This is a genomic window from Sphaerotilus sp., from assembly GCF_013299175.1.
Lineage (GTDB): Bacteria > Pseudomonadota > Gammaproteobacteria > Burkholderiales > Burkholderiaceae_C > Sphaerotilus.
Genome location: NZ_JAAFKF010000003.1, coordinates 34,960 through 61,301 on the forward strand (window position 1 = coordinate 34,960; position 26,342 = coordinate 61,301).

The 26,342-nt window shown below is 68.9% G+C and carries 22 protein-coding genes; 13 read left to right on the plus strand and 9 right to left on the minus strand.

All coding sequences use genetic code 11. The annotated features are described in order from the left end of the window. Window positions 1–116 precede the first annotated feature (116 nt). The 3 genes from QZW52_RS01160 to QZW52_RS01170 all read left to right on the plus strand — a co-directional run bounded on the left by QZW52_RS01160 (window position 117) and on the right by QZW52_RS01170 (window position 7,550). On the plus strand, window positions 117–3,989 hold the full coding sequence (locus QZW52_RS01160; RefSeq protein WP_293994220.1) for a response regulator: 3,873 nt from the start codon (window positions 117–119) through the stop codon (window positions 3,987–3,989). Window positions 3,990–4,024: 35 nt separating this feature from the next. Next, window positions 4,025–6,178: a putative bifunctional diguanylate cyclase/phosphodiesterase gene (locus QZW52_RS01165; RefSeq protein ID WP_293994222.1), complete on the plus strand. Its 2,154-nt coding sequence runs from the start codon at window positions 4,025–4,027 to the stop codon at window positions 6,176–6,178. Between the two features lie 157 nt (window positions 6,179–6,335). Further along, window positions 6,336–7,550, plus strand: a complete 1,215-nt coding sequence (locus QZW52_RS01170; protein WP_293994224.1) for a hypothetical protein — start codon at window positions 6,336–6,338, stop codon at window positions 7,548–7,550. Window positions 7,551–7,647: 97 nt separating this feature from the next. Here the strand turns inward: QZW52_RS01170 and QZW52_RS01175 are convergent, their stop codons facing one another. Continuing rightward, a complete protein-coding gene (locus QZW52_RS01175; RefSeq protein WP_293994226.1) occupies window positions 7,648–8,973 on the minus strand; it encodes a UDP-glucose dehydrogenase family protein in 1,326 nt (441 codons plus the stop codon). Between the two features lie 281 nt (window positions 8,974–9,254). On the opposite strand from QZW52_RS01175, the gene QZW52_RS01180 reads away from it, so the two are divergent. Both QZW52_RS01180 and sbcB read left to right on the plus strand, forming a co-directional pair. After that, window positions 9,255–10,157: a DNA ligase gene (locus QZW52_RS01180; protein ID WP_293994228.1), complete on the plus strand. Its 903-nt coding sequence runs from the start codon at window positions 9,255–9,257 to the stop codon at window positions 10,155–10,157. Between the two features lie 42 nt (window positions 10,158–10,199). After that, on the plus strand, window positions 10,200–11,660 hold the full coding sequence (gene sbcB, locus QZW52_RS01185; protein WP_293994230.1) for an exodeoxyribonuclease I: 1,461 nt from the start codon (window positions 10,200–10,202) through the stop codon (window positions 11,658–11,660). 24 nt (window positions 11,661–11,684) lie between these two features. On the opposite strand, the gene QZW52_RS01190 is transcribed toward sbcB, so the two are convergent. Continuing rightward, window positions 11,685–11,909, minus strand: a complete 225-nt coding sequence (locus QZW52_RS01190; protein WP_293994232.1) for a hypothetical protein — start codon at window positions 11,907–11,909, stop codon at window positions 11,685–11,687. Window positions 11,910–11,964: 55 nt separating this feature from the next. On the opposite strand from QZW52_RS01190, the gene ylqF reads away from it, so the two are divergent. From ylqF to QZW52_RS01210, 4 genes are all read left to right on the plus strand, one after another. Beyond that, window positions 11,965–12,918, plus strand: a complete 954-nt coding sequence (gene ylqF / locus QZW52_RS01195) for a ribosome biogenesis GTPase YlqF (RefSeq protein WP_293994234.1) — start codon at window positions 11,965–11,967, stop codon at window positions 12,916–12,918. A gap of 178 nt (window positions 12,919–13,096) precedes the next feature. Then, a complete protein-coding gene (locus QZW52_RS01200) occupies window positions 13,097–14,173 on the plus strand; it encodes an acyltransferase family protein (RefSeq protein ID WP_293994236.1) in 1,077 nt (358 codons plus the stop codon). 68 nt (window positions 14,174–14,241) lie between these two features. Then, complete coding sequence (gene parS / locus QZW52_RS01205) at window positions 14,242–14,619, plus strand: type II RES/Xre toxin-antitoxin system antitoxin (RefSeq protein WP_293994238.1); 378 nt, start codon at window positions 14,242–14,244, stop codon at window positions 14,617–14,619. After that, window positions 14,616–15,083 carry an RES family NAD+ phosphorylase gene (locus tag QZW52_RS01210; protein ID WP_293994240.1) on the plus strand — a complete coding sequence of 156 codons (468 nt, stop codon included), beginning with the start codon at window positions 14,616–14,618 and terminating at the stop codon, window positions 15,081–15,083. The genes parS and QZW52_RS01210 overlap by 4 nt, the downstream gene beginning before the upstream one ends. Here QZW52_RS01210 and QZW52_RS01215 read toward each other — a convergent pair. The 4 genes from QZW52_RS01215 to proC all read right to left on the minus strand — a co-directional run bounded on the left by QZW52_RS01215 (window position 15,070) and on the right by proC (window position 18,986). Beyond that, on the minus strand, window positions 15,070–15,543 hold the full coding sequence (locus QZW52_RS01215) for a hypothetical protein (protein WP_293994241.1): 474 nt from the start codon (window positions 15,541–15,543) through the stop codon (window positions 15,070–15,072). The two genes, QZW52_RS01210 and QZW52_RS01215, sit on opposite strands and share 14 nt — an antisense overlap. Window positions 15,544–15,592: 49 nt before the next feature. Continuing rightward, the gene (locus QZW52_RS01220) at window positions 15,593–16,645 is read right to left on the minus strand and encodes a M35 family metalloendopeptidase (RefSeq protein ID WP_293994243.1); all 1,053 of its coding nucleotides are present in this window, start codon (window positions 16,643–16,645) and stop codon (window positions 15,593–15,595) included. A gap of 130 nt (window positions 16,646–16,775) precedes the next feature. After that, complete coding sequence (locus tag QZW52_RS01225; protein ID WP_293994245.1) at window positions 16,776–18,050, minus strand: Glu/Leu/Phe/Val family dehydrogenase; 1,275 nt, start codon at window positions 18,048–18,050, stop codon at window positions 16,776–16,778. Window positions 18,051–18,152: 102 nt separating this feature from the next. Next, window positions 18,153–18,986 carry a pyrroline-5-carboxylate reductase gene (gene proC / locus QZW52_RS01230; protein WP_293994247.1) on the minus strand — a complete coding sequence of 278 codons (834 nt, stop codon included), beginning with the start codon at window positions 18,984–18,986 and terminating at the stop codon, window positions 18,153–18,155. A 136-nt stretch (window positions 18,987–19,122) separates the two neighbouring features. Here proC and QZW52_RS01235 point away from each other — a divergent pair, with 136 nt between their 5' ends. Next, window positions 19,123–19,374, plus strand: coding sequence for an antitoxin (locus QZW52_RS01235; protein WP_293994249.1), 252 nt, complete (start codon window positions 19,123–19,125; stop codon window positions 19,372–19,374). Further along, entirely contained in the window at window positions 19,374–19,793 is a 420-nt protein-coding gene (locus QZW52_RS01240; protein WP_293994252.1) for a type II toxin-antitoxin system VapC family toxin, read from the plus strand. The genes QZW52_RS01235 and QZW52_RS01240 overlap by 1 nt, the downstream gene beginning before the upstream one ends. Here QZW52_RS01240 and QZW52_RS01245 read toward each other — a convergent pair. Further along, window positions 19,786–22,857, minus strand: coding sequence for an L-glutamate gamma-semialdehyde dehydrogenase (locus QZW52_RS01245; protein ID WP_293994254.1), 3,072 nt, complete (start codon window positions 22,855–22,857; stop codon window positions 19,786–19,788). The genes QZW52_RS01240 and QZW52_RS01245 overlap by 8 nt on opposite strands. A gap of 101 nt (window positions 22,858–22,958) precedes the next feature. Between QZW52_RS01245 and QZW52_RS01250 the strand changes: the two genes are divergently transcribed. Then, entirely contained in the window at window positions 22,959–23,432 is a 474-nt protein-coding gene (locus tag QZW52_RS01250; RefSeq protein ID WP_293994255.1) for an Lrp/AsnC ligand binding domain-containing protein, read from the plus strand. A 24-nt stretch (window positions 23,433–23,456) separates the two neighbouring features. Here QZW52_RS01250 and QZW52_RS01255 read toward each other — a convergent pair whose 3' ends face one another. After that, window positions 23,457–24,629: a phytanoyl-CoA dioxygenase family protein gene (locus tag QZW52_RS01255; RefSeq protein ID WP_293994256.1), complete on the minus strand. Its 1,173-nt coding sequence runs from the start codon at window positions 24,627–24,629 to the stop codon at window positions 23,457–23,459. 124 nt (window positions 24,630–24,753) lie between these two features. Here QZW52_RS01255 and QZW52_RS01260 point away from each other — a divergent pair, with 124 nt between their 5' ends. Then, entirely contained in the window at window positions 24,754–25,821 is a 1,068-nt protein-coding gene (locus QZW52_RS01260) for a LacI family DNA-binding transcriptional regulator (protein ID WP_293994257.1), read from the plus strand. Here the strand turns inward: QZW52_RS01260 and QZW52_RS01265 are convergent. Further along, entirely contained in the window at window positions 25,808–26,317 is a 510-nt protein-coding gene (locus tag QZW52_RS01265) for an Hsp20/alpha crystallin family protein (RefSeq protein WP_293994259.1), read from the minus strand. The two genes, QZW52_RS01260 and QZW52_RS01265, sit on opposite strands and share 14 nt — an antisense overlap. Window positions 26,318–26,342: the final 25 nt, after the last annotated feature.

Genomic DNA, 26,342 nt, shown 5'->3' on the forward strand with positions numbered 1-26,342 from the left:
CACCCTGGGCGAGACTTCGGCGAAATTGCGCGATTGGGTCGTCCGGCGTGTCGGAGGGGGGTCCGGCTGCACCTATGCTTGGGCGCCCGATCTGAACAACCCCGCGCCCGCCTGCCATGCCTCCGACCGACGATGCCCGCACGACTGACCATCCGTGGGCGCTCGACATCTGTGTCGGCACAGGCCCCGGTCGGTTGGCCGAGGAGGACGGCCTGATCACGGTGTCCGGTGGTGGAGCCGATGCGCCGCTGCCGCCGGTCTCGGACGAGCAGGCCCAGACGCAGGCACTGTTGCTGTCGCGCCGGCTGCACCTGGCGGCCACCTTGCAGGAGGGCTTGTGCCTGGTGGCGCCGGTGCTGTCCTTGTGGTTGCGGGCCAGTGGCTCGTGTCTGCTGCGCGTGAGCGACTGGAGCGAGGAGGGGGCGCTGGTGCAGCCCTGGGCCTTGCTCGACAGCCCGACCGAGGAACTGATCGACCTGGGCCAGATGGCCACCACCCATGCCAGCGAGGCGCCGCTGGGCACGGCGCTGGCGGTGCTGCGGCCCGTGCTGGCGGTGCTGTCCCCGGCGGCGGTACCACTGCCGTGGCGGCCCGCGGAGGTGCGTGAAGTGCTGGCGCTGCCGGTCGTCCACCGCCACTGCGCGGTCGCGGCCATCGAGTTCCACAACCCGGCCGACTCCACCCCCACCCTGCGGCAACTGCTGGAGCTGGTGGGCCTGCACCTGGGGCACCTGGCCGCGCGCGACGAGCAACTGCGCGAGTCCGAGCTGGCGGCGCAGCGGCTGGCACGGGTGGCGTTGCTGGCGGCCCGTGTCGGGCGGGGTGCGGTCATCACGGATGCGCAAGGGGTCATCGAGTGGGCGCACCCGGCCTTCGTGCAGGCCACCGGGCATTCGCCCAGCAAGATCTGCGGTCGCACGCTCTGGGATGTGCTGCTGGGGGACGCCGACGACCAGCGGCTGGCGCTGCTGCTGCGCGAATGCCTGACCCGCGGCGACGACTTCGTGCGCGAGTTCGTCGCCCGGCGGGGGCGGGACGACGTGCTGCCGGGCGATCCCTACTGGCTGGAGATCGACGGGCAGGTGGTCGTCGATGAGACCTCCGGCCGGCCGCAGGTGGTGTGCGTGTGCCGCGACATCAGCGACCGCAAGGAGCGCGAGTTCGGCATCGACGAGGGCCGGGCGCTGCTGGCGGTGCTGACCGAGCACATCCCGATCAGCCTCGTGGTGCTGGACGCGCAGAAGTTCCGCGTGGTCTCGCTGAACCGGCATGCGGAGCTGGAGTTCTCGGCCCACAGCGCGCAGGTCGGTGGCTGGGATCTGGATGAGCTGCTCGGGCACGGGGTGCAGCAGCGGGTGCAGACCTGCCTGAACCGTGCCGTGGGCAGCCACGACGCCGTCGAGCACGAGTTCGAGCGACCGACCGCCGACGGCGACCGCGTGATCAGCGCCCGCTATGTCTCGGTGCGCAACCGGCTGGGGCGGCCGACGGTGGTGATCTGCCAGTTGCGCGACGTGACGCAGCAGCGCCGGGACGCCCAGCAGTTGCGCGAGTCCGAGGAACGCTACCGCGAGCTGGTGGAGTCGATCGACGAAGGCGTGTTCGTGACGGACCCGCGCCGCGACAGCTATTTCTACATCGGTGCGCGGGTGTACGACATGCTCGGGCTGGTGGCCTCGCAGGTGCTGCCGCACGCGGAGCTGCTGCCGCTGCGGGTGCTGTCCGAGGACGCGCCCCTGCTGGAGCAGCAGCGCCTGGACGAACCCCACTCGGTCAGCACCGATGTCACCGTCCGCATCCGCCATCCGCAGCGCGGCGTGCGGTGGCTGCGCCAGCGCACCCGCACCCGCGTGCTGCAGGACGGCGAGATCCGCGTCTACGGCCTGATCGACGATGTGTCGGAGGAGCGCGAGCGCGAGCTGCAACTGCAGTCGGCCCGCGACGCCGCCGAAGCCGCCAGCCGTGCCAAGAGCCAGTTCATGGCGACCATGAGCCACGAGATCCGCACCCCCATGAACGGCATCCTCGGCATGACCGAGCTGCTGCTGGGAACCACGCTCAACGACCGCCAGCGCCGCTTCGCCCAGGCCGTCTACCGCTCCGGCGAGAGCCTGCTGGAGATCATCAACGACGTGCTGGACTTCGCCAAGATCGAGGCCGGCAAGCTCGAACTCGCGCTGTCGGAGTTCGCGCTGCGCAGCGTGGTCGAGGACACGCTGGAGCTGCTGGCGCCACGGGCACACGAGAAAGGACTGGAGCTGAGTTTCCGCGAGGCGCCCGGGCTGCCGACGACGGTGGTGGCCGATCCGCTGCGGCTGCGCCAGGTGCTGACCAACCTGGTCTCCAACGCCATCAAGTTCACGGAGCATGGCGAGATCACCGTCGATCTGCACCACGCCCCCACGTCCGAGGCGGGCCAGGTGCTGCTGGTGTTCACGGTGCGCGACACCGGCATCGGCATCGCCAACGACATGCTGCCGCGGCTGTTCAACGCCTTCACGCAGGTCCACGTCGGCCTGTCGCGGCGCTACGGCGGCACGGGGCTGGGGCTGGCCATCTCGCGCCAGTTGGTCGAGCTGATGGGCGGCGCCATCACGGTGCGCAGCCAGCCGGGTGTCGGCTCCGCGTTCAGCTTCACGCTGCCGGTGAGTGCCGGCACGGGCGAGGCGTCGCTGTCCCAGGGGTTCGGGGACGCGACGGCCATGCCCAGCCTCCGCGTGCTGGTGGTGGACGACCACCCCACCAACCGCACGGTGCTGGAGAACATGCTCACCGCCTGGGGTCTGCGCGTGACGCTGGTGGGCGACGGCGAGCAGGCGCTGCAACTGCTGCGCGGCCAGTCGCCGGACGAGCCCGCCTTCGATCTGGCGCTGATCGACTGGCACATGCCGGGCATGGATGGCATCGCGCTGGCCTGTCAGTTGCGCAGCGAGGCGCTGATCGGCCAGACGCAACTGGTGCTGCTGTCGTCCGTGGCCGCGCCCGACGATGTGCGGGTGGCGCAGGAAGCGGGTTTCGTGCGCTTCATCCACAAGCCGGTGCGCAAGGCCGAGCTGCGCCAGGCCATCCTGGGCATCACGGCGGCGCGCCAGGAGGTCGAGGTCCGCGTGCCGCAACTGGGCGCGTCGGTGCTGGTGGTCGAGGACAACCCGGTCAACCAGGAAGTCATGAACCAGATGCTGCAGCGCATGGGCTGCAGCGTGCGCGTGGCGAGTTCGGCGCTGGAGGGCCTGCGCGCGCTGTGCGAAGACCTGTTCGACCTCGTGCTGATGGACATCCAGATGCCGGGCATGGATGGCGTGGAGGCGCTGCAGTGGCTGCGGCGCGGCCCGACCACGCGCTTCACCTTCATCACGCCACCGCAGACACCGGTCGTGGCCGTCACCGCCAATGCGCTGGAGGGCGACGAGGAGCGGTTTCTGGCGCTGGGCTTCGATGCGTACCTGTCCAAGCCCTACCGGCAAGGGCAGTTGCTGGCGATGCTGGGGCGCTACGTCGGGGGGCGGCTGGGTCGGCGCGGGCAGGTGGACATCGAGGCGGCGGCCCGCACCGCCCCCGGCGCGTTCGCGGCACTGGAACCCGAATCCCCGGTCGAGCCGACGCTGTTCCTGGCGCTGGACGACGAGCCGCCCCTGCTGGACCCGACCGCGCTGCAGCGCCTGCACGACCTCGATCCGACCGGGCGCAACCAGTTGGTGCGCCGCGTGATGCAGGCGTTCGACGCGTCGCTCAGCCGCTTGCTGCCGATGCTGGAGCCTGGTCCGCTCGGGCTGGACACGGCCGCGGTGCAGCATGTGGCACACACGCTGCGGTCGTCGTCGAACAGCCTGGGAGCGCTGCGCCTGTCGGCGCTGTGCGCAGACATGGAGCAGTCGCTGCGGCGGGGGATCGGCGCGGCCGAGCTGACGCAGCGGCTCGGGGTGCTGCGCAGCGAGATGCAGCGCGTGCAAGACGGTGTGCAACACAGCCTGTCCCAGTGGACCGGCTGAGCGGGAGGACGCGAGTGAACCCAGAACATCCCGCCATGGCGCCTGGCGCCGCGCGGCAGCCGCGCATCCTGCTCGTCGATGACGACGAGGTGAACCTGCTGCTGACCGGTGCGGCGCTGCGCGAGCGTGGCTTCACGGTGTACGAGGCCACCGGAGGACGGGCGGCGCTGCACCTGTTGGCGGATTGGTCTCCCGATGTCATGGTGCTGGACGCGGTCATGCCCGGCATGGACGGGTTTCGCACCTGCGAGGCGCTGCGCGACCTGCCAGGGTTCGAGCTGATGCCGGTGCTGATGCTGACGGGGCTGGACGACGAGGCGTCGATCGAGCGCGCCTTCGATGCCGGGGCCACCGACTTCTTCGTCAAGTCGCACCACTGGAGCCTGCTGGCCGGGCGGCTGCGCTACCTCCTGCGGACCTCGCACATCCAGATGGAGCTGCTGCGCAGCCGCGCCAAGCTGGCCCGCGCCCAGGATCTGGCGCGCATGGGCAGCTTCGACTGGCGCCTCGGCGGCGGTCTGCATCTGGAACCCGAGGCGCTGCGGGTGATCGGCCACGGGCCGCGGGCGCCGCTGTCGGTGTCGGAGGTGATGCATTTGCTGGTGCCGGGTGCGCGCCGGGTGATGGCCCCGCTGCTGCGCGATGTCGTGCGGCACAGCACGGTGCTCGACAGCGACATGACCCTGCGCCTGCCCGATGGCCGCGAGCGCATCGTCCACGTCGAGGCCGAACCCGAATTCGACGACCAGGGCGACCTGTGCGGCTACACCGGGATCCTCCAGGACGTGACCGAGCGCCGGCTCATCGAGGACAAGATCCGCCACCTGGCCAACTTCGACGCGCTCACCGGGCTGCCCAACCGGCGCCAGCTCATCTGGCGCGCCGAGCGGGCGCTGGAGCAGGCGCGCCGCATGGGCCACGGGCTGGCGCTGCTGCTCATCGACCTGGACCGTTTCAAGAACATCAACGACACGCTGGGCCACGGGCAGGGCGACGAGCTGCTGGTGGAGATCAGCCGCCGCCTGCGCACCTGCGTCCACCACTGCGACCAGATTGCCGACATGAGCCTCGACGCGGCCATGCTGCGCTCGCACCGCTCCCTGGAGGCGGTCGGCCGGCTCGGTGGCGACGAATTCGTGGCGCTGTTGCCCGAGGTGGACGGCGAGGGCAGCGCCGTGCAGGTGGCCCAGCGGGTGCTGGAGGCCATGCGCGAGCCGGTGGTGCTGGGGGGGCGGGAGTATTTCGTCACCGCCAGCGTCGGCGTGGGACTGTTTCCGCGGGACGGGGTGAGCGTGGTCGATCTGCTGCGCAACGCCGACGTGGCCATGTACGCCGCCAAGGCCGCCGGGCGCAACGCGCTGCAGGTCTACCGGCCGCATCTGGCGGGCCAGGGCCGCGAGCGGCTGGAGCTGGAGAGCGCGCTGCACAAGGCCATCGAGCGCAAGGAGCTGGTGCTGCACTACCAGCCCAAGGTGCGTGTCGGCTCGTCCACCGTGGTGGCCGTCGAGGCGCTGATGCGCTGGCGGCGCGATGGCGTGCTGGTGCAGCCGGGCGAGTTCATCCCGCTGGCCGAGGAGACGGGCCTGATCGTGCCGATGAGCGAATGGGCCATCGGCGAGGTGGCGCGCCAGATCGGCGTGTGGCGGGATGTGCATGGCGTGGAGCTGAGCGTGGCCGTGAACCTGCCGAGCCGGGCGTTCGAACGGTCGGATCTGGTCGATCTGGTGCGCAGTGCTGCCGAGCGCCATGGTCTGGCGCCGCGCGCGCTGGAGCTGGAGATCACCGAGACCGGCCTGATGCAGAACCTGGACCGTGTCATCCCCGACCTGCACCGCCTGACCCAGATCGGCGTGGAGATTGCCATCGACGACTTCGGCACCGGCTACTCCTCGCTGGCCTACCTGACCCAGTTGCCCATCAGCGAGCTGAAGATCGACCGGTCCTTCGTGCGCGATCTGGGCGTGACGAACCAGAGCGCGGCGGTGGTCACGGCCGTCATCGCGCTGGCCGGTTCGCTGGGGTTGAAGGTGGTGGCGGAAGGGGTGGAGACGCCGCTGCAGCGCGATGTGCTGCTGCGCCTGGGGTGCGACCAGATGCAGGGCAACCTGTTTGCGCGGGCGATGGCGCCGGAGGAGCTGATCCGCTGGTTGTCCACCTGGGCGCCGCAGCGGGTCTGTCCTGTGGCGTGAAGGCCCGTGCCGGTTGGGTACAAGTCAACGGATGCCGCGGTGAGACTGTGGTGGGAGAGCAGTTGGCCGCACGGGTGGATTAGGATCCGGAGTCTCCGCGCTCCCGCACTTTTTCATCCATCCCGCAGGCAGGACTATGCACAAGACGACACTCCCCTTGATCCGACCCCATGCCCTGCGCCCGCTGGCGCTGACCCTGGTGGGCGCGGCCTGCCTCGCTGCGGGCACTGCCCAGGCTGAAACCAGCCCGTACTACCTCGGTGCGTCGCAGCGTTTCACGCACAGCAGCAACGTGTTCCTGACGGCCGATGCGCAGGCGAAGTCCGACACGGTCTCCTCGACCGGCATCCGGCTCGGCATCGACCAGCCCATCAGCCGCCAGCGCCTGACGGCCAGTTTCAGCGCCAACGCGAACCGCTACAGCAGCCTGACCGCTCTCAACAACACCGACTACGCGCTCGACACCCGGCTCGACTGGGACACCGTTGATCGCCTGTCGGGCAATGTGGGATTTTCCTCGCGCGAGAGCATGCCCAGTGATGCCGCGGCCCTGGCCACCGGGCTGCGCAACCTGTTGAAGGTCAACAGCGCCAACGTGCAGGCCAACCTGGGTCAGGTCACGATGTGGAGCTTCGATGCGGGTGCGGCGGTGTCGCGTGCGAGCTATTCGGAAGCCCTCTATGCGCGCAACAACACCAACCAGATGTCGTTGAATGCGGGTGCCCGTGTGACGCCGGCCAGCGGCCTGACACTGCGCGCCGGTCTGCGTCACGCCAACGTCGGCTACCCGAACGCCAACAACGACGTGCGCCGCAATGACCTCGACTTCTCGGCCATCGTCAGCCCTGGTGGTGCCAGCGTGTTCAATGGCCGTGTCAGCCTGACCCGTGAACACCAGTCCGCCGCCGACCGCAATCTGACCAACTGGACCGGCGCACTGGGCTGGAACTGGAAGCCCGCCGGCAAGCTCTCGACCAGCCTGAACCTGTCGCGCGACACCAGCAACGGCAGCTACGACTTCACGACAGGCGCGCTCAACATCGCCTCGTCCAACAGCACGATCGGCACGACCCTCTCGCTGACGACCCAGTGGGAAGTCACCTCCAAGATCGCCATGAGCGGCAGCCTCTCGCACGCTCGCCGCTCGCTGGACAACGCGCTGACCATCGGTACGGGTGTGCTGCCCGCCTCGGCGAGCGACAGTACCAGCAGCCTGGGGCTGAACGTGCAGTACGCCGTGCTGCGCAATGTCGATGTCGGCTGTGGCGTGACCTGGAGCGAGCGCAGCGTCACCTCGGCGAGTGCCGCCGGACTGACCTCGCCCTACAACGCCACGACGTACAGTTGCTTCGGACAGGCGATGCTGCGCTGAGCTGAATTGAACGTCTGCGGCACCTGCCGCTGCAACGACAACGGGCGCTTCGGCGCCCGTTGTCTTGTCCGGTGTGCTGTCCGGTGGGTGGATCAGATCAAGGGCGACCGATCGAGTGGTAGGTCAGCCCGAAGCTTCGGATCAGCTCCGGCTCGTACAGGTTGCGCCCGTCGAAGACAACCTTGTCGTGGAGGCTGTCGCGGATGCATTCGAAGTCCGGCGTGCGGAACTCCTTCCACTCGGTGACGATCAGCAGCGCGTGCGCGCCGGCCAGTGCCTGCTGCTGGCCCTCGGCGTAGCTCAGACCTTCCCAGCCCGTCATCACGCGCTGGGCTTCCGCGGCGGACACCGGGTCATACGCCTGCACCTTCGCACCACGCCGGAGCAGCTCGGCGATGATCACCCGGCTCGGTGCCTCGCGCATGTCGTCCGTGTTCGGCTTGAACGCCAGGCCCCACACCGCGAAGGTCTTGCCCGTGAGGTCTTCCCCGTACTGCGCGACCACCTTGTGGACGAGGACCAGCTTCTGCTCCTCGTTGACTTCCTCGACCGCCTTGAGCATCTTCGAGGGAATGCCCATCTCGGCCGAGGTCATGGCGAGTGCCTTCACGTCCTTCGGGAAGCAGGAGCCACCGTAGCCCGCGCCCGCATAGAGGAAATGCGTGCCGATGCGCGGATCGCTGCCGATGCCCACGCGCACCAGCTCGATGTCGGCGCCCACCTTCTCGGCCAGGCGCGACAGCTCGTTCATGAAGCTGATCCGCGTGGCCAGCATCGCGTTGGCGGCGTACTTGGTGAACTCCGCGCTCTTCACGTCCATGACCAGCAGCCGATCGCGGTTGCGCACGAACGGCTGGTAGAGCGCCCGCATCAGCAGGATCGCCCGCTCGTCCTCGGCACCCACCACCACGCGGTCCGGGCGCATGAAGTCGGCGACAGCCGCACCTTCCTTCAGGAATTCCGGGTTCGAGCAGACCGCGAATTCCATGCCCGACAGACCACGCTTGCCCAGTTCGTCGGCCACCGCTGCGCGCACCTTGTCGCCCGTGCCCACGGGGACGGTGCTCTTGTCCACGATCACCTTGAAGTCGGTCATCGTGCGGCCGATGTTGCGCGCGGCGGCGGTGACGTACTGCAGGTCGGCCGAGCCGTCCTCGTCCGGGGGCGTGCCGACCGCGATGAACTGGATGGTGCCGTGCGCGACCGAGCGTTCGATGTCGGTGGTGAACTCCAGCCGTCCGGCGGCCACGTTGCGGCGCACGACATCGAGCAGGCCCGGCTCGTGGATCGGGATGCCGCCGTCGTTCAGGATCTTGATCTTGGCCGGATCCACGTCCAGGCACACCACATGGTTGCCCATCTCTGACAGGCATGCGCCTGTCACCAGTCCAACGTAGCCGGTGCCAATGACGGTGACTTTCATCGCTTCTCTTACCTTCGGTTAGGGCTTCGGGGGGCTGGACGTTGGGGGGTGCATTCCAGCATCGCCGCGCAGTGTAGTCGCGCCGTTGAGCGCAAAACGCGGCAAATGCTGAAACCCTGTCACCTCGTGTTTTCCCTCGCGTGTTTTCCCTCTCCCCCATCGCCTCCCTCCCGAGAAACACGCGAACGCCTGGTTTTCATTCGATGATGTGACTCGGTGGGAAAAATGAAAAAAGTGCGAATTTGTTCTTTCTAACGGTGCAGAGAGGCTTGGAAATGTCAGTGATCAGTGAAATCCGTCGCCGCCGGGGCTTGCTTGTGGCGGGGCTTGGGACAGTCGGGGCGTGGTTCGGTGCGGTTTGGCAGGCGGTGGCGCAAACCGAGCCGATCGAGCAGCAACTCCAGGTCGGGCGCCACTCCGGTGTGCTGCTGGCGCGCATTGCCGAGCCGGAGATCGATCCGACCGGGTTTCTGGTCAGCGAGAAATTCGATGGCGTGCGGGCACTGTGGGACGGCCGCACCCTGCGCACGCGCACGGGCCAGACGCTCGATGCGCCCAAGGATTTCACGGCCCGGCTGCCGCCCGAGGCGCTGGACGGCGAGCTGTGGCTGGGGCGCGGGCGGTTCGACGAGGTGTCCGCGCTGGTGCGTCGGCGCCGCCCCGCGCCGGGCGCCTGGCGTGATGTCCAGTTCCTCGTGTTCGAGATGCAGCGGGCGGGCGGGCGCTTCGACGAGCGGGCGGCGCGCATCCAGTCCATCGTCGCGCGCGTGCAGTGGCCGCAACTGCAGGCGGTGGAGCAATCGGTGGTGGCCGACCGTGCCGAGCTGCGGGCGCGGTTGCACGCAGTGCTGGAAGCGGGCGGAGAAGGGCTGATGCTGCACCGCGCCGATGCGCCCAACCTCGGTGGCCGCAGCGCCGTGCTGCTCAAGCTCAAACCCGTCCACGACGACGACGCGCTGGTGATCGGCTACACGCCCGGGCAAGGCCGCTTCGAGGGGCAACTCGGGGCCTTGCAGGTGCGCAACGCGGATGGGGTCGTCTTCCTGGTCGGCTCCGGCTTCACCGACGAGCAGCGCCGCACCCCGCCCCCCATCGGCTCGCTCATCGTCTACCGCTTCCGCGGCCAGACCAGCCACGGCGTGCCGCGTTTCGCGAGTTTCGTGCGCCGCAGCGATGGGCTGTGAGCGGCGGCGTTTTCTGGAACGGTTTCGGGTAAGGTGCCGCACATGGCTGAATTCACCTACTTCTGGCACGACTACGAAACCTTCGGACGCGTGCCGCGCCGGGACCGCCCCGCCCAGTTCGCCGGCATCCGCACCGACGCGCAACTGCAGGAGATCGGCGCGCCGGTCATGTTCCACTGCCAGCCCGCGCCGGACTACCTGCCCGATCCCGAGAGTTGTCTCCTGACGGGCATCCTCCCGCAGCACTGCCTCGCACACGGCCTGCCCGAACACGCCTTCGCCCGCGCCATCGAGGAGCAGCTCGGCCAGCCCGGCACCATCGGCCTGGGCTACAACACCATCCGCTTCGACGACGAAGTCACGCGCCACCTCTTCTGGCGCAACCTGATCGACCCCTACGCGCGCGAGTGGCAGAACGGCTGCGGGCGCTGGGATCTGGTCGATCTCGTGCGCTGCGCCTGGGCCTTGCGACCGGAGGGCATCGTCTGGCCGCGCCACCCCGACGGCCGCCCGTCCTTCAAGCTCGAACACCTCACCGCCGCCAACGGCATCGCCCACGAGGCGGCGCACGACGCGCTGTCCGACGTGCGCGCCACCCTGGCCCTGGCAAGGCTGATCCGCGATCGCCAGCCCCGGCTGTTCGACTTCTGCCTCGCGCTGCGCAAGAAGGACGCTGTGGCCGCCGAGATCGACCGCGCCCAGCGCCAGGGCCAGCCGTTTCTCCACGTCTCCGGCATGTACGCACCCGAGCGCGGCGGTCTGGCGGTGGTCTGGCCGCTGGCCACGCACCCGACCAACAAGAACGAGCTGATCGTCTGGGATCTGGCGCACGATCCCGCCGAGCTGCTGGGCCTGGGCGTGGCGCAGCTCCGCGAGCGGCTGTTCACCCGGTCGGACGCGCTGCCCGAAGGCGTGACCCGGCTGCCGATCAAGACCATCCACCTCAACAAGTCGCCGGTGGTGATCGCCAACCTCAAGACGCTGTCGGCCGAGCGCGCCGCCCACTGGGGCATCGACATGGCCCAATGCCTGCGCCACGCGGAAACCGCCGCGGCGCAGGTGCGCACGCTGGGCGGGATCTGGCAGGAGGTGTATGCGCGTCCGGTGGTCGAGGGTGCGCCTGCCGCCGATGTCGATGAAGACCTCTACGGCGGCTTCCTCGACAACGAGGACCGCCGCCGCCTCGTGCGTCTGCGCGGGTTGAAGCCGGAGCAGTTGCCCGCCGGCCGCGCCCCCGCGTTCGACGATCCGCGGCTGGACGAGCTGTTCTGGCGCTACCGGGCGCGCAACTTCCCCGAGACCCTGACCGACACCGAGCGCGCCCGCTGGCAAGCGCACTGCGCCGACCGGCTGCTGGACGGACAGGGCGGCGCGCAGACGGTGGCGCAGTTCTTCGAGCGCATCGACACCCTCGGTCAGGCACACGAGGAGGACGAGCGCGCCCAGGACATCCTCGGCGCGCTCTACGACTACGCCGAGCAGATCACGCCGACCCGCGACTGACCACGCACCGCGCAGTCGTCTGGCTCAACGCTGGCTGCGCGCCTTGCGTTTGTCCACCTCCAGGAACTGCGCCTTGAGCAGCATCATGAGCGAGCGGGCATCCGCCTCGCTCATGCTCAGGACATGGGCCGGTTCCTGGCCCTCCGGCGTGGCGCGCGGCACCAGCAGGGCGTCGAGCTTGATGTTGACCAGCCCGTGGTGGCTGGCGGCCGCCTTGTAGCGTTGCACTTCGATGGTGTAGGTTTTCATCCCGGTATTCTCCCGTTGTTCTACACCCCGTTTTCGACCCAGAAAGATTTTCCAGATGTCCATCCAGTGGTTTCCCGGTCACATGCACCTGACCAAGAAGGCCATCACCGCGCGTGTCAAGGACGGCATCGACGTGGTGATCGAGCTGCTCGACGCCCGCGCGCCCGGCTCCAGCGCCAACCCGCTGCTGGCGCAACTCACGCAAGGCAAGCCGGCGCTGAAGGTGCTCAACAAGCAGGATCTGGCCGACCCGGCGCGCACCGAGCTGTGGCTGGCGCATTACAACAGCCTGCCCGAGACACAGGCCCTCGGTCTGGACGCCAGCATCACCGCCCCTGCGCAGCGCCTGATCGCCGCCTGCCGCACGCTCGCCCCGCTGCGGGGCGGGATGGCCAAGCCGATGCGCGTGCTGATCTGCGGCATTCCCAACGTCGGCAAGTCCACGCTCATCAACACCCTGGTCGGCAAGCGCGCCGCCAAGACCGGGGACGAGCCGGGCATCACCAAGCTGGAGCAGCGCATCGCCCTGGCGAGCGACTTCTACCTCTACGACACCCCCGGCATGCTCTGGCCGAAGATCACGATCGAGAAGGGCGGCTACAACCTCGCCGCCACCGGCGCGATCGGCCGCAATGCGCTGGACGAGGAGCTGGTCGCCGTCGAGCTGCTGGAAACACTGCGCCGCGACTACGCCGGGCAGGTCGAAGCCCGCTACAAGCTGACCGACACCGAGGCGCTGAACGACGAAGAGCTGCTCGCCGCCATCGGGCGCAAGCGTGGTGCGGTACTGAGCGGCGGCAAGATCAATCTGCAGAAAGCCGCCGAGACCGTCATCCACGACTACCGCAGCGGCATCCTGGGCCGCATCACCCTGGAGACGCCCGCCGAGTTCCTGGTCTGGGCGGCCGAGGCCGAGATTGCCGAGCAGGCCCGACAGGAACGCAAGGCGCGCAAGGGCAAGCGCGGTGTCTCCCAGTCCCTGGAGGATGTGGAGGATGTGGAGGATTGAAGGGTAGATTTTTCATATATGGAGGGCTCCTTCGCGTCCAGGGCGCAAATCACGAAATTTCCGTAAAGATTCGGTTCAGATTCGCATTGAAACCGCCCAAGGCGTGTGCATGGGGGGAAGCCAACCCCCTGAGGGCGCTTCTAGACTGGTGGCCTGCAACACAGACAGGACACACGCCATGCATTCCCCCCGACTCTCCGACGCCCGAAGCCGCTATGCCTGGGTCGATTTCGCCAAGGGTTTCTGCATCGTGGCGGTGGTGGCCATGTGGATTGCCGGCACGATGCAAGGGCATGTGGCGAAGGGGCAGGCCGGCTGGCTGGGCTACTTCGTCGTGTTCGCCAAGCCGTTCCGGATGCCCGACTTCTTCCTGATCTCGGGGCTGTTCCTGTCGCAGGTGATCGACCGGCCGTGGAAGCATTACCTCGACACCAAGGTCGTCCACTACCTGTACTTCTTCGTGCTCTGGACACTGATCGTCGTGCCGGTGACGTGGCTGCTCGGGCTGGAGACGCCCGCCTCGCTGGGCGAGGGGGTCAAGGCGCTGGTCTACCATCTCTACGACCCGTTCGGCATGCTGTGGTTCATCATGATGCTGTCGGTCTACTTCGTGGCGACGCGGCTGCTGCGCGCGGTGCCGGTGTGGATCCTGCTGCCGGCGGCGGTGCTGCTCCACCTGTTCCCGCTGCAGACCGGCATCTACCATGTGGACCGGTTCGGGATGTTCTTCCTGTTCTTCTACGCTGGCCATGTGTTCTCCGGGCGCTTCTTCGCCCTGGCCGACTGGACCCTCGCACACCGCCGCACTGCCAGTGCCGGGCTGCTCGTGTGGGCTGTGCTCAACACCGTGCTGGTCAAGCTGGCGCTGACGGAGCACCTGGCGGTCAACCTGCTGGCGGGCTTCATGGGCATCAGCGCGGTGGTGGTGATTGCTGCGCTCGTGTCGTCGCGCCCATGGGCCGGCTGGCTCAACACGCTGGGCAAGAACTCGATCGCGGTCTACCTGGGCTTCTACCTCCCGATGATCGTCATCGTGCCGGCGCTGCAAGCCTCGCCGATCGGCCGCAGCCCGAGCCTGGTCGCCACCATTTCGATGGTGTCGGTCATCGGCATCGCGGTGGGCACCTTCCATCTGGCGAACCGGATCGGGCTGGGCTTCCTCTACAACCGGCCGGACTGGCTGCGTCTGGTGCAACCGGCGCAGCGGTGGGCTGCGCGGCGCGCAGAAGTCCCGAGCGGCTCGGTGGCCTCCTGAGCACAGGTGGTGGCAATGCCAACGCCAACGCCAATAGCAATGCCGTTTGGCAGTGATACGATCGCCAAATGGCCAACACCCTCCTCGATGCCCGCAACGCCGTGCGCCAGGGGCTGCCGTTCTCGGTCTTCGAGTCGGTCGCCACGCAACTGGACATGGCCCCGCAACAGATGACGCAGGTGCTCGGCATCCCGCTGCGCACGCTGGCCCGCCGCAAGACCGAACACCGCTTCACGCCGCAAGAGTCCGATCGGCTCTACCGCCTGACCCGCGCGGTCGAGCTGGCCACCGAGGTGCTGGGCGATGCGGACAAGGCGCGCCGCTGGCTCAAGGCGCCGAACCGGGCGCTGGGCGGCGAGGTGCCCTTCGACCTGCTCGACACCGACATCGGCGCGCACCAGATCGAGGACGTGCTGGTGCGCCTGAACCACGGCATCTTCAGTTGAAGGTCTGGCGCATCTGCCGCCAGCCGTTTGTCGCCACGGCGCTGGACGGCATCGGCGGGCTCTACGCCGGTGGTCGCTGGCACCGCCGGGGCCGGCCGATCGTCTACGCGGCGAGTTCGGCGGCCCTCGCGGCACTGGAGGTGCTGGTCCATGTCGATCCGCTCGACGCGCCGGGGGATCTGCGGCTGTTGACGCTGGAGCTGCCGGACGATCTGCTGGTCGAGCAGCTCGACGTGGCGGTGCTGCCCGCGCACTGGGCCGCCGTGCCCGCGCCGGACGAGCTGGCCGCACTGGGCAACGACTGGCTCGCCAGCCGGCGCAGCGCGGCACTGAGCGTGCCGTCGGCGGTGATCCAGAGCGAGCGCAACCTGCTGCTGAATCCCTGGCACCCTGCGATCACGCACATGCGTGTCACCGAGGACCGGCCGTTCAGCTTCGACCCGCGCTTGCTCAGGGACGGGTGAACTCCACCGGCGCGCAGTGGGCGTCGGTCGGTGGCAGTGTGGTGGCGGTGCGTGGTCCGGCGCGCACCTGGCCTTGCCACACCCAGTGGGCCGAGATCCGGTAGCGTCCGGGCTGGTCCACCGTCCAGGCGGGCGACAGCGGCAGCGATGCCTGCAGCGACTGGCCCGGCCGGAGTGTCAGGTGGTCGCTCGGCTGTGGGGCGCGGCGCTTGACCATCGGACCCTGGTAGTCGAGCGGCTGGCCATCGCGCTCGATCTGCACCAAGGGCGCCCGCCACGCACCTTCGAACGGCGTGCCCCAGCGCAGCAGCCGCACCGCGTGCGTGCCCGTGTTGTGCAAGGTGGCCTGCAGGTGCGGCGTGCGGTCCCCGGCCATCTCGACCGCCAGCGTGCAGTGCAAGGCAGCGAGCGGATCACCCGATGCGGCCGATGGCGGCGAAGTGAACAAGGTTGCCGCCATCAAGCCGACAGCCAGCCACCGTGCAGGGGCACGGGCGTCACCACGATCGTCATGGCAGGACGGGCGTGTTTTCGGCGAAGTATTCATGGCTGTCGGCATTCTTGATGGCCTTGGCCGGGTTGCTGATCGCCAGGGAGGCGGCAGCGGACTGACCGTAGGCGTAGTCGCTGGTGCCAGCCACCACGGTGAAGTGGCTCATCTCATGGATCAATGTGCCCGCCTTCGAGTCCGTGCCGGTCGCCGGGGCGCTCCAGAACGCACCGCAGAGGTAGACCTTGTAGGGCTGGGACGGGTAGACGTAAGCGTAGACCCCGGCGTCGGTGCAGGAACAGTCCAGCACCAGGGGTTTGGTCTCCAGGGCCGCCTGCAAGGCCGTGTAATTGGCCTTGACGACACCCCAGTTGGCGGCTCCTGGTGTCCCGAACCATTTGACGTAGCGTTTGCGGGCGGTCGATGGGGTGTTGTTGAGGTAGGTGACGGCGTTGGTGGCGTAGGTCTTCGCCGCGGTGACGGAGCTTTGCAGCGTCGTCTTGCGGGTGGCCGAACAGTTCCCGGTGAAGCTGACGCTGCCGGTGGTGACGGCCGCCGCCTGCACCATGGCCATGGCCGATGCCGAGGGTTGTGGCGTGCGGCCCTGGAGCCAGACGTACAGCGTGTCCGACCGCAGGGCCGGCGTGGTGTAGGCCCCGGTCACGCCGCCGCTGCGGTAGGTGATGTCGTACCGCCCGTCCCGCTCCAGCTCGTAGGCGGCGGTCAGCTCGACATCGTAGGTGAGGGTGACGCCGGGATTGAGCCGCAGCGCATCACGTCCGGTCGGCGATGCCCGCTTGACGATCGCCCCGGTGTAGGGCACCGGCACGCCGTCGCGGGTGATCTCGAACAGTGCCCCGTCCTGTCGCGCGCCTGGCAACTGCCAAGGGTGCAGGATGACGGGTCCGGCGTTGGTGTTCGTGATGGTGACGCGCACGACGACATCGGCATCGCCTTGCACCACGGGAGCCGCCGTGGTGAGGCGAACGTCGATGCCATCCACGACTGCGGCGTGGACGGAACTGGCGACGAGCAGGCTGGCGGCAGCGGTGGCGAGGCGATACGTTTGCATGAGCGGGTCTCCCGGGACAAGTCGAGTGCTGAAGGGTCCGGGTGAATTCTCATGTTTTGCCAGATTGTTCAATGGATGCCGTCCAGTAACCGCAGGTATGGAGCGTGACGAAAAAAGCGAGGCCAGCGGCTCAGGGATACAACCCGCGTTCCTGCCGCGCCATCAGGATGCGCTCGCAGGCCACGGCGAAGGTGGCGGTGCGCAGCGTGATGCGGTGCCGGTCGGCCATGTCCCAGATCTTGCGCAGGGCCTCGACCATGATCTTGTCGAGCCGCACGTTGATTTCGTCCTCGGTCCAGAAGAACGACGAGAAGTCCTGCACCCACTCGAAGTAGGACACCGTCACGCCGCCCGCGTTGCAGATCACGTCCGGCACGACCAGGATGCCGCGATCGGTCAGCACGTCGTCGGCATCGAACATCGTCGGGCCGTTGGCGCCTTCGAGCACCAGCTTCGCCTTCAGGCGGTTGGCGCGGGCGACGGTGATCTGGCCTTCAAGTGCCGCGGGGATCAGGATGTCGCAGTCGGTGTCCCAGAAGGCTTCGTCGTCGATCCGCTCGGCGCCGGTGAATGCGCCCACGCCGCCATCGCGCCGCACGACCGCCATCAGATCGGCCATGTCCATGCCGCCCGCGTTGGCGATGGTGCCGGTGTGGTCCTGCACGGCGACGACCTTGGCGCCTGCGCTGGTGAAGAGTTCCGCCGCGGCCGAGCCGACGTTGCCGAAGCCCTGCACCGCGATGCGTGCGCCGTCCAGGTTCAGGCCGATGCGCCGCGCCGCCTCCCGGCCGGTGACGAACACGCCGCGCCCGGTCGCCTTGACCCGCCCCAGCGAGCCGCCGAGGTGGATCGGTTTGCCGGTGACGACACCGCTCGCCGTGGCGCCGATGTTCATCGAGTAGGTATCCATCATCCAGGCCATGATCTGCGGGTTGGTGCCCACGTCGGGGGCCGGGATGTCCTGCTGCGGGCCGATGATGAAGCCGATCTCGCTGGTGTAGCGGCGTGTCAGGCGCTCCAGCTCCTTGGGCGAGAGCTGCCGGGGATCGACGCGGATGCCGCCCTTGGCGCCGCCATACGGCAGGTTGACCGCCGCGTTCTTGACCGTCATCCACGCCGACAGGGCCATCACCTCCTCCAGCGTCACATCCGGGTGGTAGCGCACGCCGCCCTTGCCGGGGCCGCGGCTGAGGTTGTGCTGCACGCGGTAGCCCTCGAAGTGGCGCACCGAGCCATCGTCCATCTCGATCGGCACATCGACGATCAGCGCCCGCTTGGGGTGCTTGAGCGTTTCCGACCAGCGGGCGAGCGGCCCGAGGTAGGGCAGGACGCGGTCAACCTGCAGCAGGTAGGTGCCCCAGGCGCTGTGGGCCGAAGGGGTGATGTAGGACAGCGGTGCATGCATGTCGGGGACTCTGAGGTGGTGGTGGCACCACTGTAGGCAGGCCCGTTCAGGCACGCTCGCCGCATCCATGCAGGATGTGCATGGATGGACAGCCCGGTCGCTTCAGCCGCCGAATTCGTCACCCAGTTCACGCGCCCGCGTCTGGGCGGCCTGCAGCGCGGTGATGAAGCTGTCTTGCATCCCGGCGCTGTTCATCGCGGTCAGCGCGGCGTAGGTCGTGCCGCCTTTCGACGTGACGCGCTCGCGCAGCGTGGCGGGGGAGTCGTCGGAGCGGCGGGCGAGTTCGGTGGCGCCGCTGAAGGTGGCGAGCGCGAGTTGCTTGCCTTGCTCTGCGGTGAGGCCCATGCGCTCGGCGGCGGCCACCATCGCCTCGATGAAATAGAACACGTAGGCCGGGCCGGAGCCGGACAGCGCGGTCACGGCGTCCAGATCGACCTCGCGCTCGACCCACACCACATCGCCCGTCGGGGCCAGCAGCGCCTCGACCTGCGTGCGCTCGGCGGCGGTGACGGCGGGGCGGGCGTAGAGGCCCGAGATGCCCTGGCCGATCAGCGCGGGCGTGTTGGGCATGGAACGGACCACGCGGTCGGAGCCGGTGGCGCGGGCGATGGCGTCGCTGCGGATGCCGGCCATGACCGACAGGTGCAGCGCGCCGCCGACGTGGGCGGAGCAGGGTGCGGCGGCTTCGCTGAAGCTCTGCGGCTTGACGGCCCAGACGACGGCGTCGGCTTCGGCCAGCGTCGCGTCCGCGGCGGCGAGGGTGCGGACGCCGAAGTCGCGCGCCAGACGGGCGCGCTGGTCGGCGTTCGGGTCGAGGACGATGAGGTTGGCGCCGGGGGTGCCGCTGCGGACCAGGCCGCCGATGATGGCGGTGGCCATGTTGCCGCCGCCGATGAAGGCGAGGGTGGGGTGGGTGGGGGGCGTGGGGTGTGTCATCGAACCAGTTTACCGAGCTGCTTCGGCTGAACGCACCTGAACGCACCTGAACGCACCACTTGCATCGCCGATGTCATTGGTATATCTTTTTGCCACCTATTTTTAGTGCTTGCACTCAACATTCCGGAGCCTCCGCATGGACACTGCCAAACTCTTCTGGTCCGGCCGCTCGCAGGCTGTCCGGTTGCCCAAGGATTTCCGCATCGAGGGCACCGAGGTTCGCATCCGCCGTCACGGTGTCGCTTTGATCCTGGAGCCGATGACCACCGACTGGGCTTGGCTGGACGCGCTGGCGCAGGCCGGCCCGCTGGACGCGGATGCTATTCAGGCCATCGATGCCCAGCGGCTGGCGCAGGACCGTCCCGAACTGGATGCACTGTTCGACTGATGCGCTACCTGCTCGACACCAACGCGGTCATCGCCGTGCTCAACACGCCGGGCGGCCCAGTATCACGCCGGCTCCACGCCCAGGCGCCGGCGGACGTGGTGGTGAGCGCCATCGTCCTGCACGAGCTGTACTTCGGCGCCTTCAAGAGCCAGCGGCGCGAGCGCAATCTGGCAGTGGTGGATGCGCTCTGCTTCGAGGTGCTGACCCTGGACACGGAGGATGCGCGCCACGCCGGTGACATCCGCGCGTGGCTGGCAGCACAGGGGACGCCGATCGGCGCCTACGACATCCTCATCGCCGGGCAGGCGCGGGCGCGCGGGCTGACGTTGGTGACGCGCAATCTGCGTGAGTTCGAGCGGGTGCCGGGGTTGCGCACCGAGAACTGGCACCAGGATCAGGACGCCGACGAGGTCAGTTGAGGCCGCCCGCCAGCAACGTCGCGTTTCCCCCCGCCGCCGCCGTGTTGACCGTCACCGTCTGCTCCCCGCAGAACCGATACAGGTAGTGCGGCCCCCCCGCCTTCGGCCCCGTTCCGGACAAACCTTCCCCGCCAAACGGCTGCACGCCCACCACCGCCCCGACCATGTTGCGGTTCACATAGACATTGCCGACCCGCGCCCGCTCGGCGATCCGCATGGCCCGGTCGTCGATGCGCGTGTGGACCCCCAGCGTCAGGCCGTAGCCCAGCGCGTTGACCTCGTCCACCAGCGCATCCACCGCGCCGCGCCAGCGCACGACGTGCAGCACCGGCCCGAACAGCTCTTCGCGCATCTCGCCGATCGACTTCAGCTCGAACGCGACCGGCGCGATGTGCGTGCCGGCCAGCCGCTCGGGCAGTGGCGTGCGGGCGATCAGACGGGCCTCGCGTTCCAGCCGGGCGATGTTCCGGGTGAGACCTGCGTGCGCCTCGGCGTCGATCACCGGGCCGACATCGACCGCCCAGCTCTGCGCCGTGTCCGCTGCATTCGCCGGATCGCCGCAGACCAGCTCGGCCATCGCCCCCGCCACCATCTCCAGCACCTTGTCCGCCACGCTGTCATGCACGCACAGCAGCCGCAGCGCCGAACACCGCTGACCGGCCGACCGAAACGCGCTCTGCACGACAGCGTCCACCACCTGCTCTGGCAGCGCACTGGAGTCCACCAGCATCGCGTTCAGCCCGCCCGTTTCGGCGATCAGCGGCACGATCGGGCCGTCGCTCTGTGCCAGCGTGCGGTTGATTGCCTTGGCCACCTGCGTCGAGCCGGTGAAGCACACGCCCGCACAACGCCGATGCGCCACCAGCGCCGCGCCCACCGTCTCGCCAGGGCCGCAGACCAGCGTCAGCGCCGTGCGTGGCAAACCAGCGTCGTGCAGCAACTCGACAAACCGCCGGGCAACCCGTGGCGTCTGCTCGGCGGGTTTGGCGGCCACCGTGTTGCCGGCGACCAGCGCGGCGACCACCTGCCCCGCGAAGATCGCCAGCGGGAAGTTCCACGGGCTGATGCAGACGAAGACGCCGCGGCCGTGCAGCCGCAGCTCGTTGCGCTCGCCGGTCGGGCCGGGCAGCGTCTGCGGCGCGAGCCGGGCGGCGGCCTGCTCCGCGTAGTAGCGGCAGAAATCCACTGCCTCGCGGACCTCGGCCACGGCGTCGCCCAGCGTCTTGCCGCCTTCCTGGGCGAGCAGGCCGGCGAATTCGCTCGTCCGCCGCTCCAGCGCATCCCCAGCGCGTAGCAGGACGGCGCAGCGTTCGGCCAGCGGCGTCGCGTTCCAGCCGCGTTGGGCGGCGTGCAGCGCGTTCATCGCGGCAGCGGCGCCTTCAACGCTCGTGTCGTTCGGCGCTGCGGGCATCGGCACGGCCAGCGCCGCCAGCAGCGGCAGCCGCTCCCGCTCGGCCGCCAGATCGACGCCTTTCGAATTCGCCCGCGCCGCGCCGAACAGTTGCAGCGGCATCGGCAGCACCGAGCGCGACGGCGCCCGCAGCGGCGAGGCCAGCAGCATCTGCGGCGTCACGGCCTCGTCGGCAAGCTGATGCACGAACGACGAATTCGCCCCGTTCTCCAGCAGCCGCCGCACGAGGTAGGCCAGCAGGTCGCGGTGTTCACCCACCGGTGCATAGATGCGCAGCGGCGGCGCGTCCGGGCGCCGCATCACCTCGCGGTAGATGCCTTCGCCCATGCCGTGCAGGCGCTGCAGCTCGAACGGCGTGCCGTGCGGATGAGCAGCCTTGGCCATTTCCAGGATCGCGGCGATGGTGCTGGCGTTGTGGGTGGCGAACTGCGGGTAGACCTCGGGCGCGGCCAGCAGGCGTTGCGCACAGGCGAGGTAGCTGAGGTCGGTGTGGCGCTTGTCGGTCCAGACCGGGTAGCCGGTGAGACCGAGTTCCTGCGCCCGCTTGATCTCGCCGTCCCAGTACGCGCCCTTGACCAGCCGCACCATGAAGCGCAGGCCGTGGCGGCGGGCGATGGAGGTCACTTCGTCGATCACCTCGGGGGCGCGGGTCTGGTACGCCTGCACCGCCAGGCCGAGCCCTTGCCACTGCGGGAAGGTGGCCGCGACATGCGCCGCCAGCAGATCGAGCACGACCAGCGACAGCTCCAGCCGCTCGGATTCCTCGGCGTCGATGGTGAGGTTGATGTTGGCTTCGGCTGCGGCGTTCACGAGGTCGAGCAGCCGCGGCATCAGCCGCCCGATCACGGTGGCGAACTGCGCCGGCTCGTAGCGGGCGTCCAGCGCCGAGAGCTTGATCGAGATGCCGTCGCCGTCCTCCGGCCGCGCCGGGCGACCCTTGCTGGCGATGGCGCGGATGGCGTCGGCGTAAGCGCGGCCGTAGTGCAGCGCGTCGGCGTCGGTGCGTGCGCCTTCGCCGAGCATGTCGAAGCTGTGGCGGATCAGCGCAGCACCAGGCTGATTGGCGCGGCGGTTGGCGTCGGCGCGGGTCAGTGCTTCGCCGATCGACTGGCCGAGCACGAACTGCCGCCCGAGCAACTGGATCGCCCGCACCGTCGCGGCCACCACCGTCTTCGCGCCCAGCCGCTGCAGCAGACCACCACCGTGTGCGTTCTCGCCATCCTCGGGCAGCAGCTTCTTGGACAGGTGAATCGCCTGCGACGCCAGCCCGGACAGCACCGGGTGGGCCTGCCCATGCCCATGCCCGGATGCATCCGCAGCGTGGCCCGAGAAATCAGCGCGACCAAGCTGGTCGGCGGTCAGCGCGAGCGCCGTCTCGGTGTCCGGCACGCGCAGCAGCGCCTCGGCCAGCCGCATCAGCGCCAGTCCTTCCGCGCTGGAGATCGGGTACTCGCGCAGCAGCGACTCCATCGCCCAGAACGGCGCGGGCTGGCGGCGCACGGCGTCCACCCACGGCGTGCCGGTGGCGATCACGGCGGACCAGTCCACCCGGCCCTGCAACTCGCCCAGCAGGCGGGTGACCTGTGCGGTTTCGTCGCGCACGGGGGCGGGCAGGCGGTCGGAAAATGGGGCAGCAGAAGTGGGCGTCATCATGGTGAAGGTCTCGGCGTGGTGTGGCGCAGACCTCCAGCTTAGGCGCCATGCAGATGAATAACTCACCAATCAAAAATCCATCGATTGGATAATGTCCAGCCATGAGCACCGACATCGACAAGATTGACAAGATCGACCGCCGCATCCTCGCGTTGCTCCAGGCGGATGGGCGCCTGTCCAACCTGAAGCTGGCCGAGGCGGTGCATCTCTCGCCCACGGCGGTGCTGGAGCGCGTGCGCCGCCTCACCCGCGATGGCTACATCCTCGGCTACGAGGCGCGGCTCGATCCGGCCAAGCTCGGCGCGGGGCTGATGGTGTTCGTCGAGGTGCTGCTCGACCGCACGGTGCAGGACGTGATGGACACCTTCCGGGCGTCGGTGCAGGTGCGGCCCGAGATCCTGGAGTGCCACCTCGTTGCGGGGGGCTTCGATTACCTGCTCAAGACCCGCGTGGCCGACATGGCGGCGTACCGCGAGTTCATCGGCTCGGTGATCTGGACGCTGCCCGGCGTGCGGGAGACGCGGACGTATGTGGTGATGGAAGAGGTGAAGAACACGGCGGCGATCGCGGTGTGATCGATCTGGCGTGACTGCGCCGGTTCAGGCCGTGTCCCGTCCTCGGCGCGTCACCATCGTGTCCAGCAGTGCCTCCAGCCGCTCCGCCGACCAGCCCTCGCGCAACGCTCGCCGCGTCACCGCCTGCGGACTCTCCGGTGCCAGCCCACCCAGCGGTGGATCAAGATCCAGGTCGGTCGGAAAGGCATAGCCCTCGGCGCAGGCGGCCAGGGCGCGGTCAGCCTCGTCTTCCGACAACGTGCCGTCGGCGCGCATCGCCAGCAGCGCGGGGTAGAGCTGCCGCGTCATCCGGTCGCGGTTGACGGTTTCCATGGCCCGCCCGAAGGCCGACGAGACCTGCAGCAGGTTCGCCATGCGCTGGATGTCACTGGACCGGTTGGTGCCGGCGGCGTGCAGCAGCGCCGGGTTGAAGAACACCGCGTCGCCCTTTTCCAGCGGCAGTTGCACGCGGTGCTGCTCGAAGTGGGCGCGGAAATCCTCGCGGTCGGCAACGAGGTAGCCGTGGCGGTACTTCTGCGAGTGCGGCAGGTACAGCGTCGGCCCGCTCTCCAGCGGCATGTCCACATGGGCGACCGCCCCTTGCAGCGTCAGCATCGGCGAGAGGCGGTGGACGTGCGCGGGGTAACGCTCGGCCTGCGCGGCGGTGCAGAAACCGAGGTGGTAGTCGCGGTGCGGGGTCTGCGCGGCACCGCCGGGGCGGACGTTGTTGACCTGCGCGGTGATCTGGTAGGCCGGGCCGAGCCACGCCTCGCTGGACAGCGCCACCATGTCGTTGGCGTAGTAGCGGGCGAACAGCGCCGGGTCGGCCAGACAGAGTTTCTCCAGTGCATTCCACACCCGGTCGTTGGCACCGGCCTGGGCGAAGTGGTCGCCGACCGCACCCCGCAGCCGCTCCCGTTCGATGATCTGCTGGAAGCGGGCCGTGACGGCATCGATCACCCCCGCATCTGCAAAAGCGCCCTGCAGCACGACGATGCCCGCGCCGTGTTCCCAGACCTGCGCCCACTCGGCCATGAGGGTCTGCCGGAAATCCGGGGCCGCTGCATCCGACAGCCGCACACGCAGCGCGTCGCAGTCGTACACCGGCACATCGTCCTGCAGGTGCGTGGCGAGTGGGCAATTGGCCGGATCGGTGCGCTGGGTCAGTACACGCAGCAGGTCGTCGAGGTGCGCGTCGGTGGCGCGGAGCAGGGCCATGGTGTTTCCTGTCGGGGTGGGTCGGTGAACCTGACCAGTCTAGGAAGGACACCGGTGCGCGGTGTGCCCGAAACACCTCAAGAACACCTCAGCCGCTGCATCTCGGCGACTATCCTCACCGGCCATGACCAAGGCATTTTCGATGAAGGAAATCGCGTGGCAGGCCGGGATCGGCCTGGCCTCGGTGGACCGCGTCCTGCACGACCGACCGGGGGTGAGTCCGGCGATGCGGCGGCGCGTGGCGCAGGCGTGCCTGGAACTGGAGCGCCAGCACCAGCAGGTGGGCTTGAAGGGTCGGCGCTTCCTGATCGACCTGGTGATGGAGGCCCCGTCGCGCTTCTCCCGGATGGTGCGCGACACGCTGGCGGTGGCGGTGCAGCGGGTGTCGCCAGTGGTGTTCCGCGTCCGCGAGCATCTGGCCGAGACGATGGCGCTGCCCGAGCTGATCGCGGTGCTCGACACGATCGGTCGGCGCGGCAGCCAGGGCGTGCTGCTGAAGGCGCCCGATGTGCCCGCCGTGACCGAGGCGGTGGCGCGGCTGCAGGCGCGGGGCATTCCGGTGGTGACACTCGTGACCGATCTGCGCGAGGCGCCGCGGCGGGCGTATGTCGGGCTGGACAACCACCGCGCCGGCCAGACGGCGGCCTACCTGACGGACCAGTGGCTCGGGCCGTCGGCGCTGGAGGATGTGCCGACCGACGTGCTGGTCTCGTCCAGCGGCCCGCATTTCCAGGGCGAGGGGGAGCGCATCGCCGCTTTCATTCAGGCGCTGGGCTGCTCCCGCCCCGCCAGCCGCGCCCACGTCATGGACACCGGGCACGGGCTGCACGCGCCGACGCGGGAAGCGGTCGGTCAACTGCTGGCGTGCTGCCCGACCATCACGGCGGTGTACTCGGTCGGCGGGGCCAACGCGGCGATCCTGGCGGCGTTCGAGGCGGCGGGTCGCCCCTGCCGGGTGTTCATCGGCCATGACCTGGACGACGACAACCTGGCGCTGTTGCGGGCGAGGCGCCTGTCGGCCGTGCTGCACCATGACCTGCACCACGACCTGCACTTGGCCTGCTTGCTGCTGATGCAGGCCCACTGCGTTGCGCACACCTTGTCGATGCCGACACGCTCGAACGTCGAAGTGATCACGCCGTTCAACGTGCCGGCCCATCGACCGCCTGGGGTGGGCTTCAATCCACCTTGATGTTCACCGATGTCGGCTTGCTCGGCTGCACCTTCGGCAGCTCGATCTTCAGCACCCCGTTGCGGTAGGCGGCCTTCGCCTCGTCACCGCGCACGGACGCTGGCAGCGGTACCGTGCGCTGGAATGCCCCGTAGGCACACTGCAGCACGCGCCAGCGGCCCTCGGTCGCCTCGCGCTCGAAGCGTTTTTCGCCGCGCACCACCAGCGTGTCACCGCTGATCTCGATGGCGAAATTGTCCTTCTCCATCCCCGGCGCCTCGATGCGCACGACCAGCCGCTGCTCGTCCTCGAACACGTCGCTGCCGAGCATGGCCCACGACTGGCCGGGGAAGTGCAGCGGGTCATCGATCTGGGCGCGTTCGGGCAGGGCGGTCTGCGCGCCGGGCCTGAACCGTGTCAGTGCGCCTGCCGCGGTGTGGCGCAGCCGGTCCCAGCCCTCGGACACCGAGCCCCAGAACGTGCCGAAGCCCTCGCGGAGTTCATCGATCTTGATCATGGTCAGCCTTCCTTTGCGACGGGCA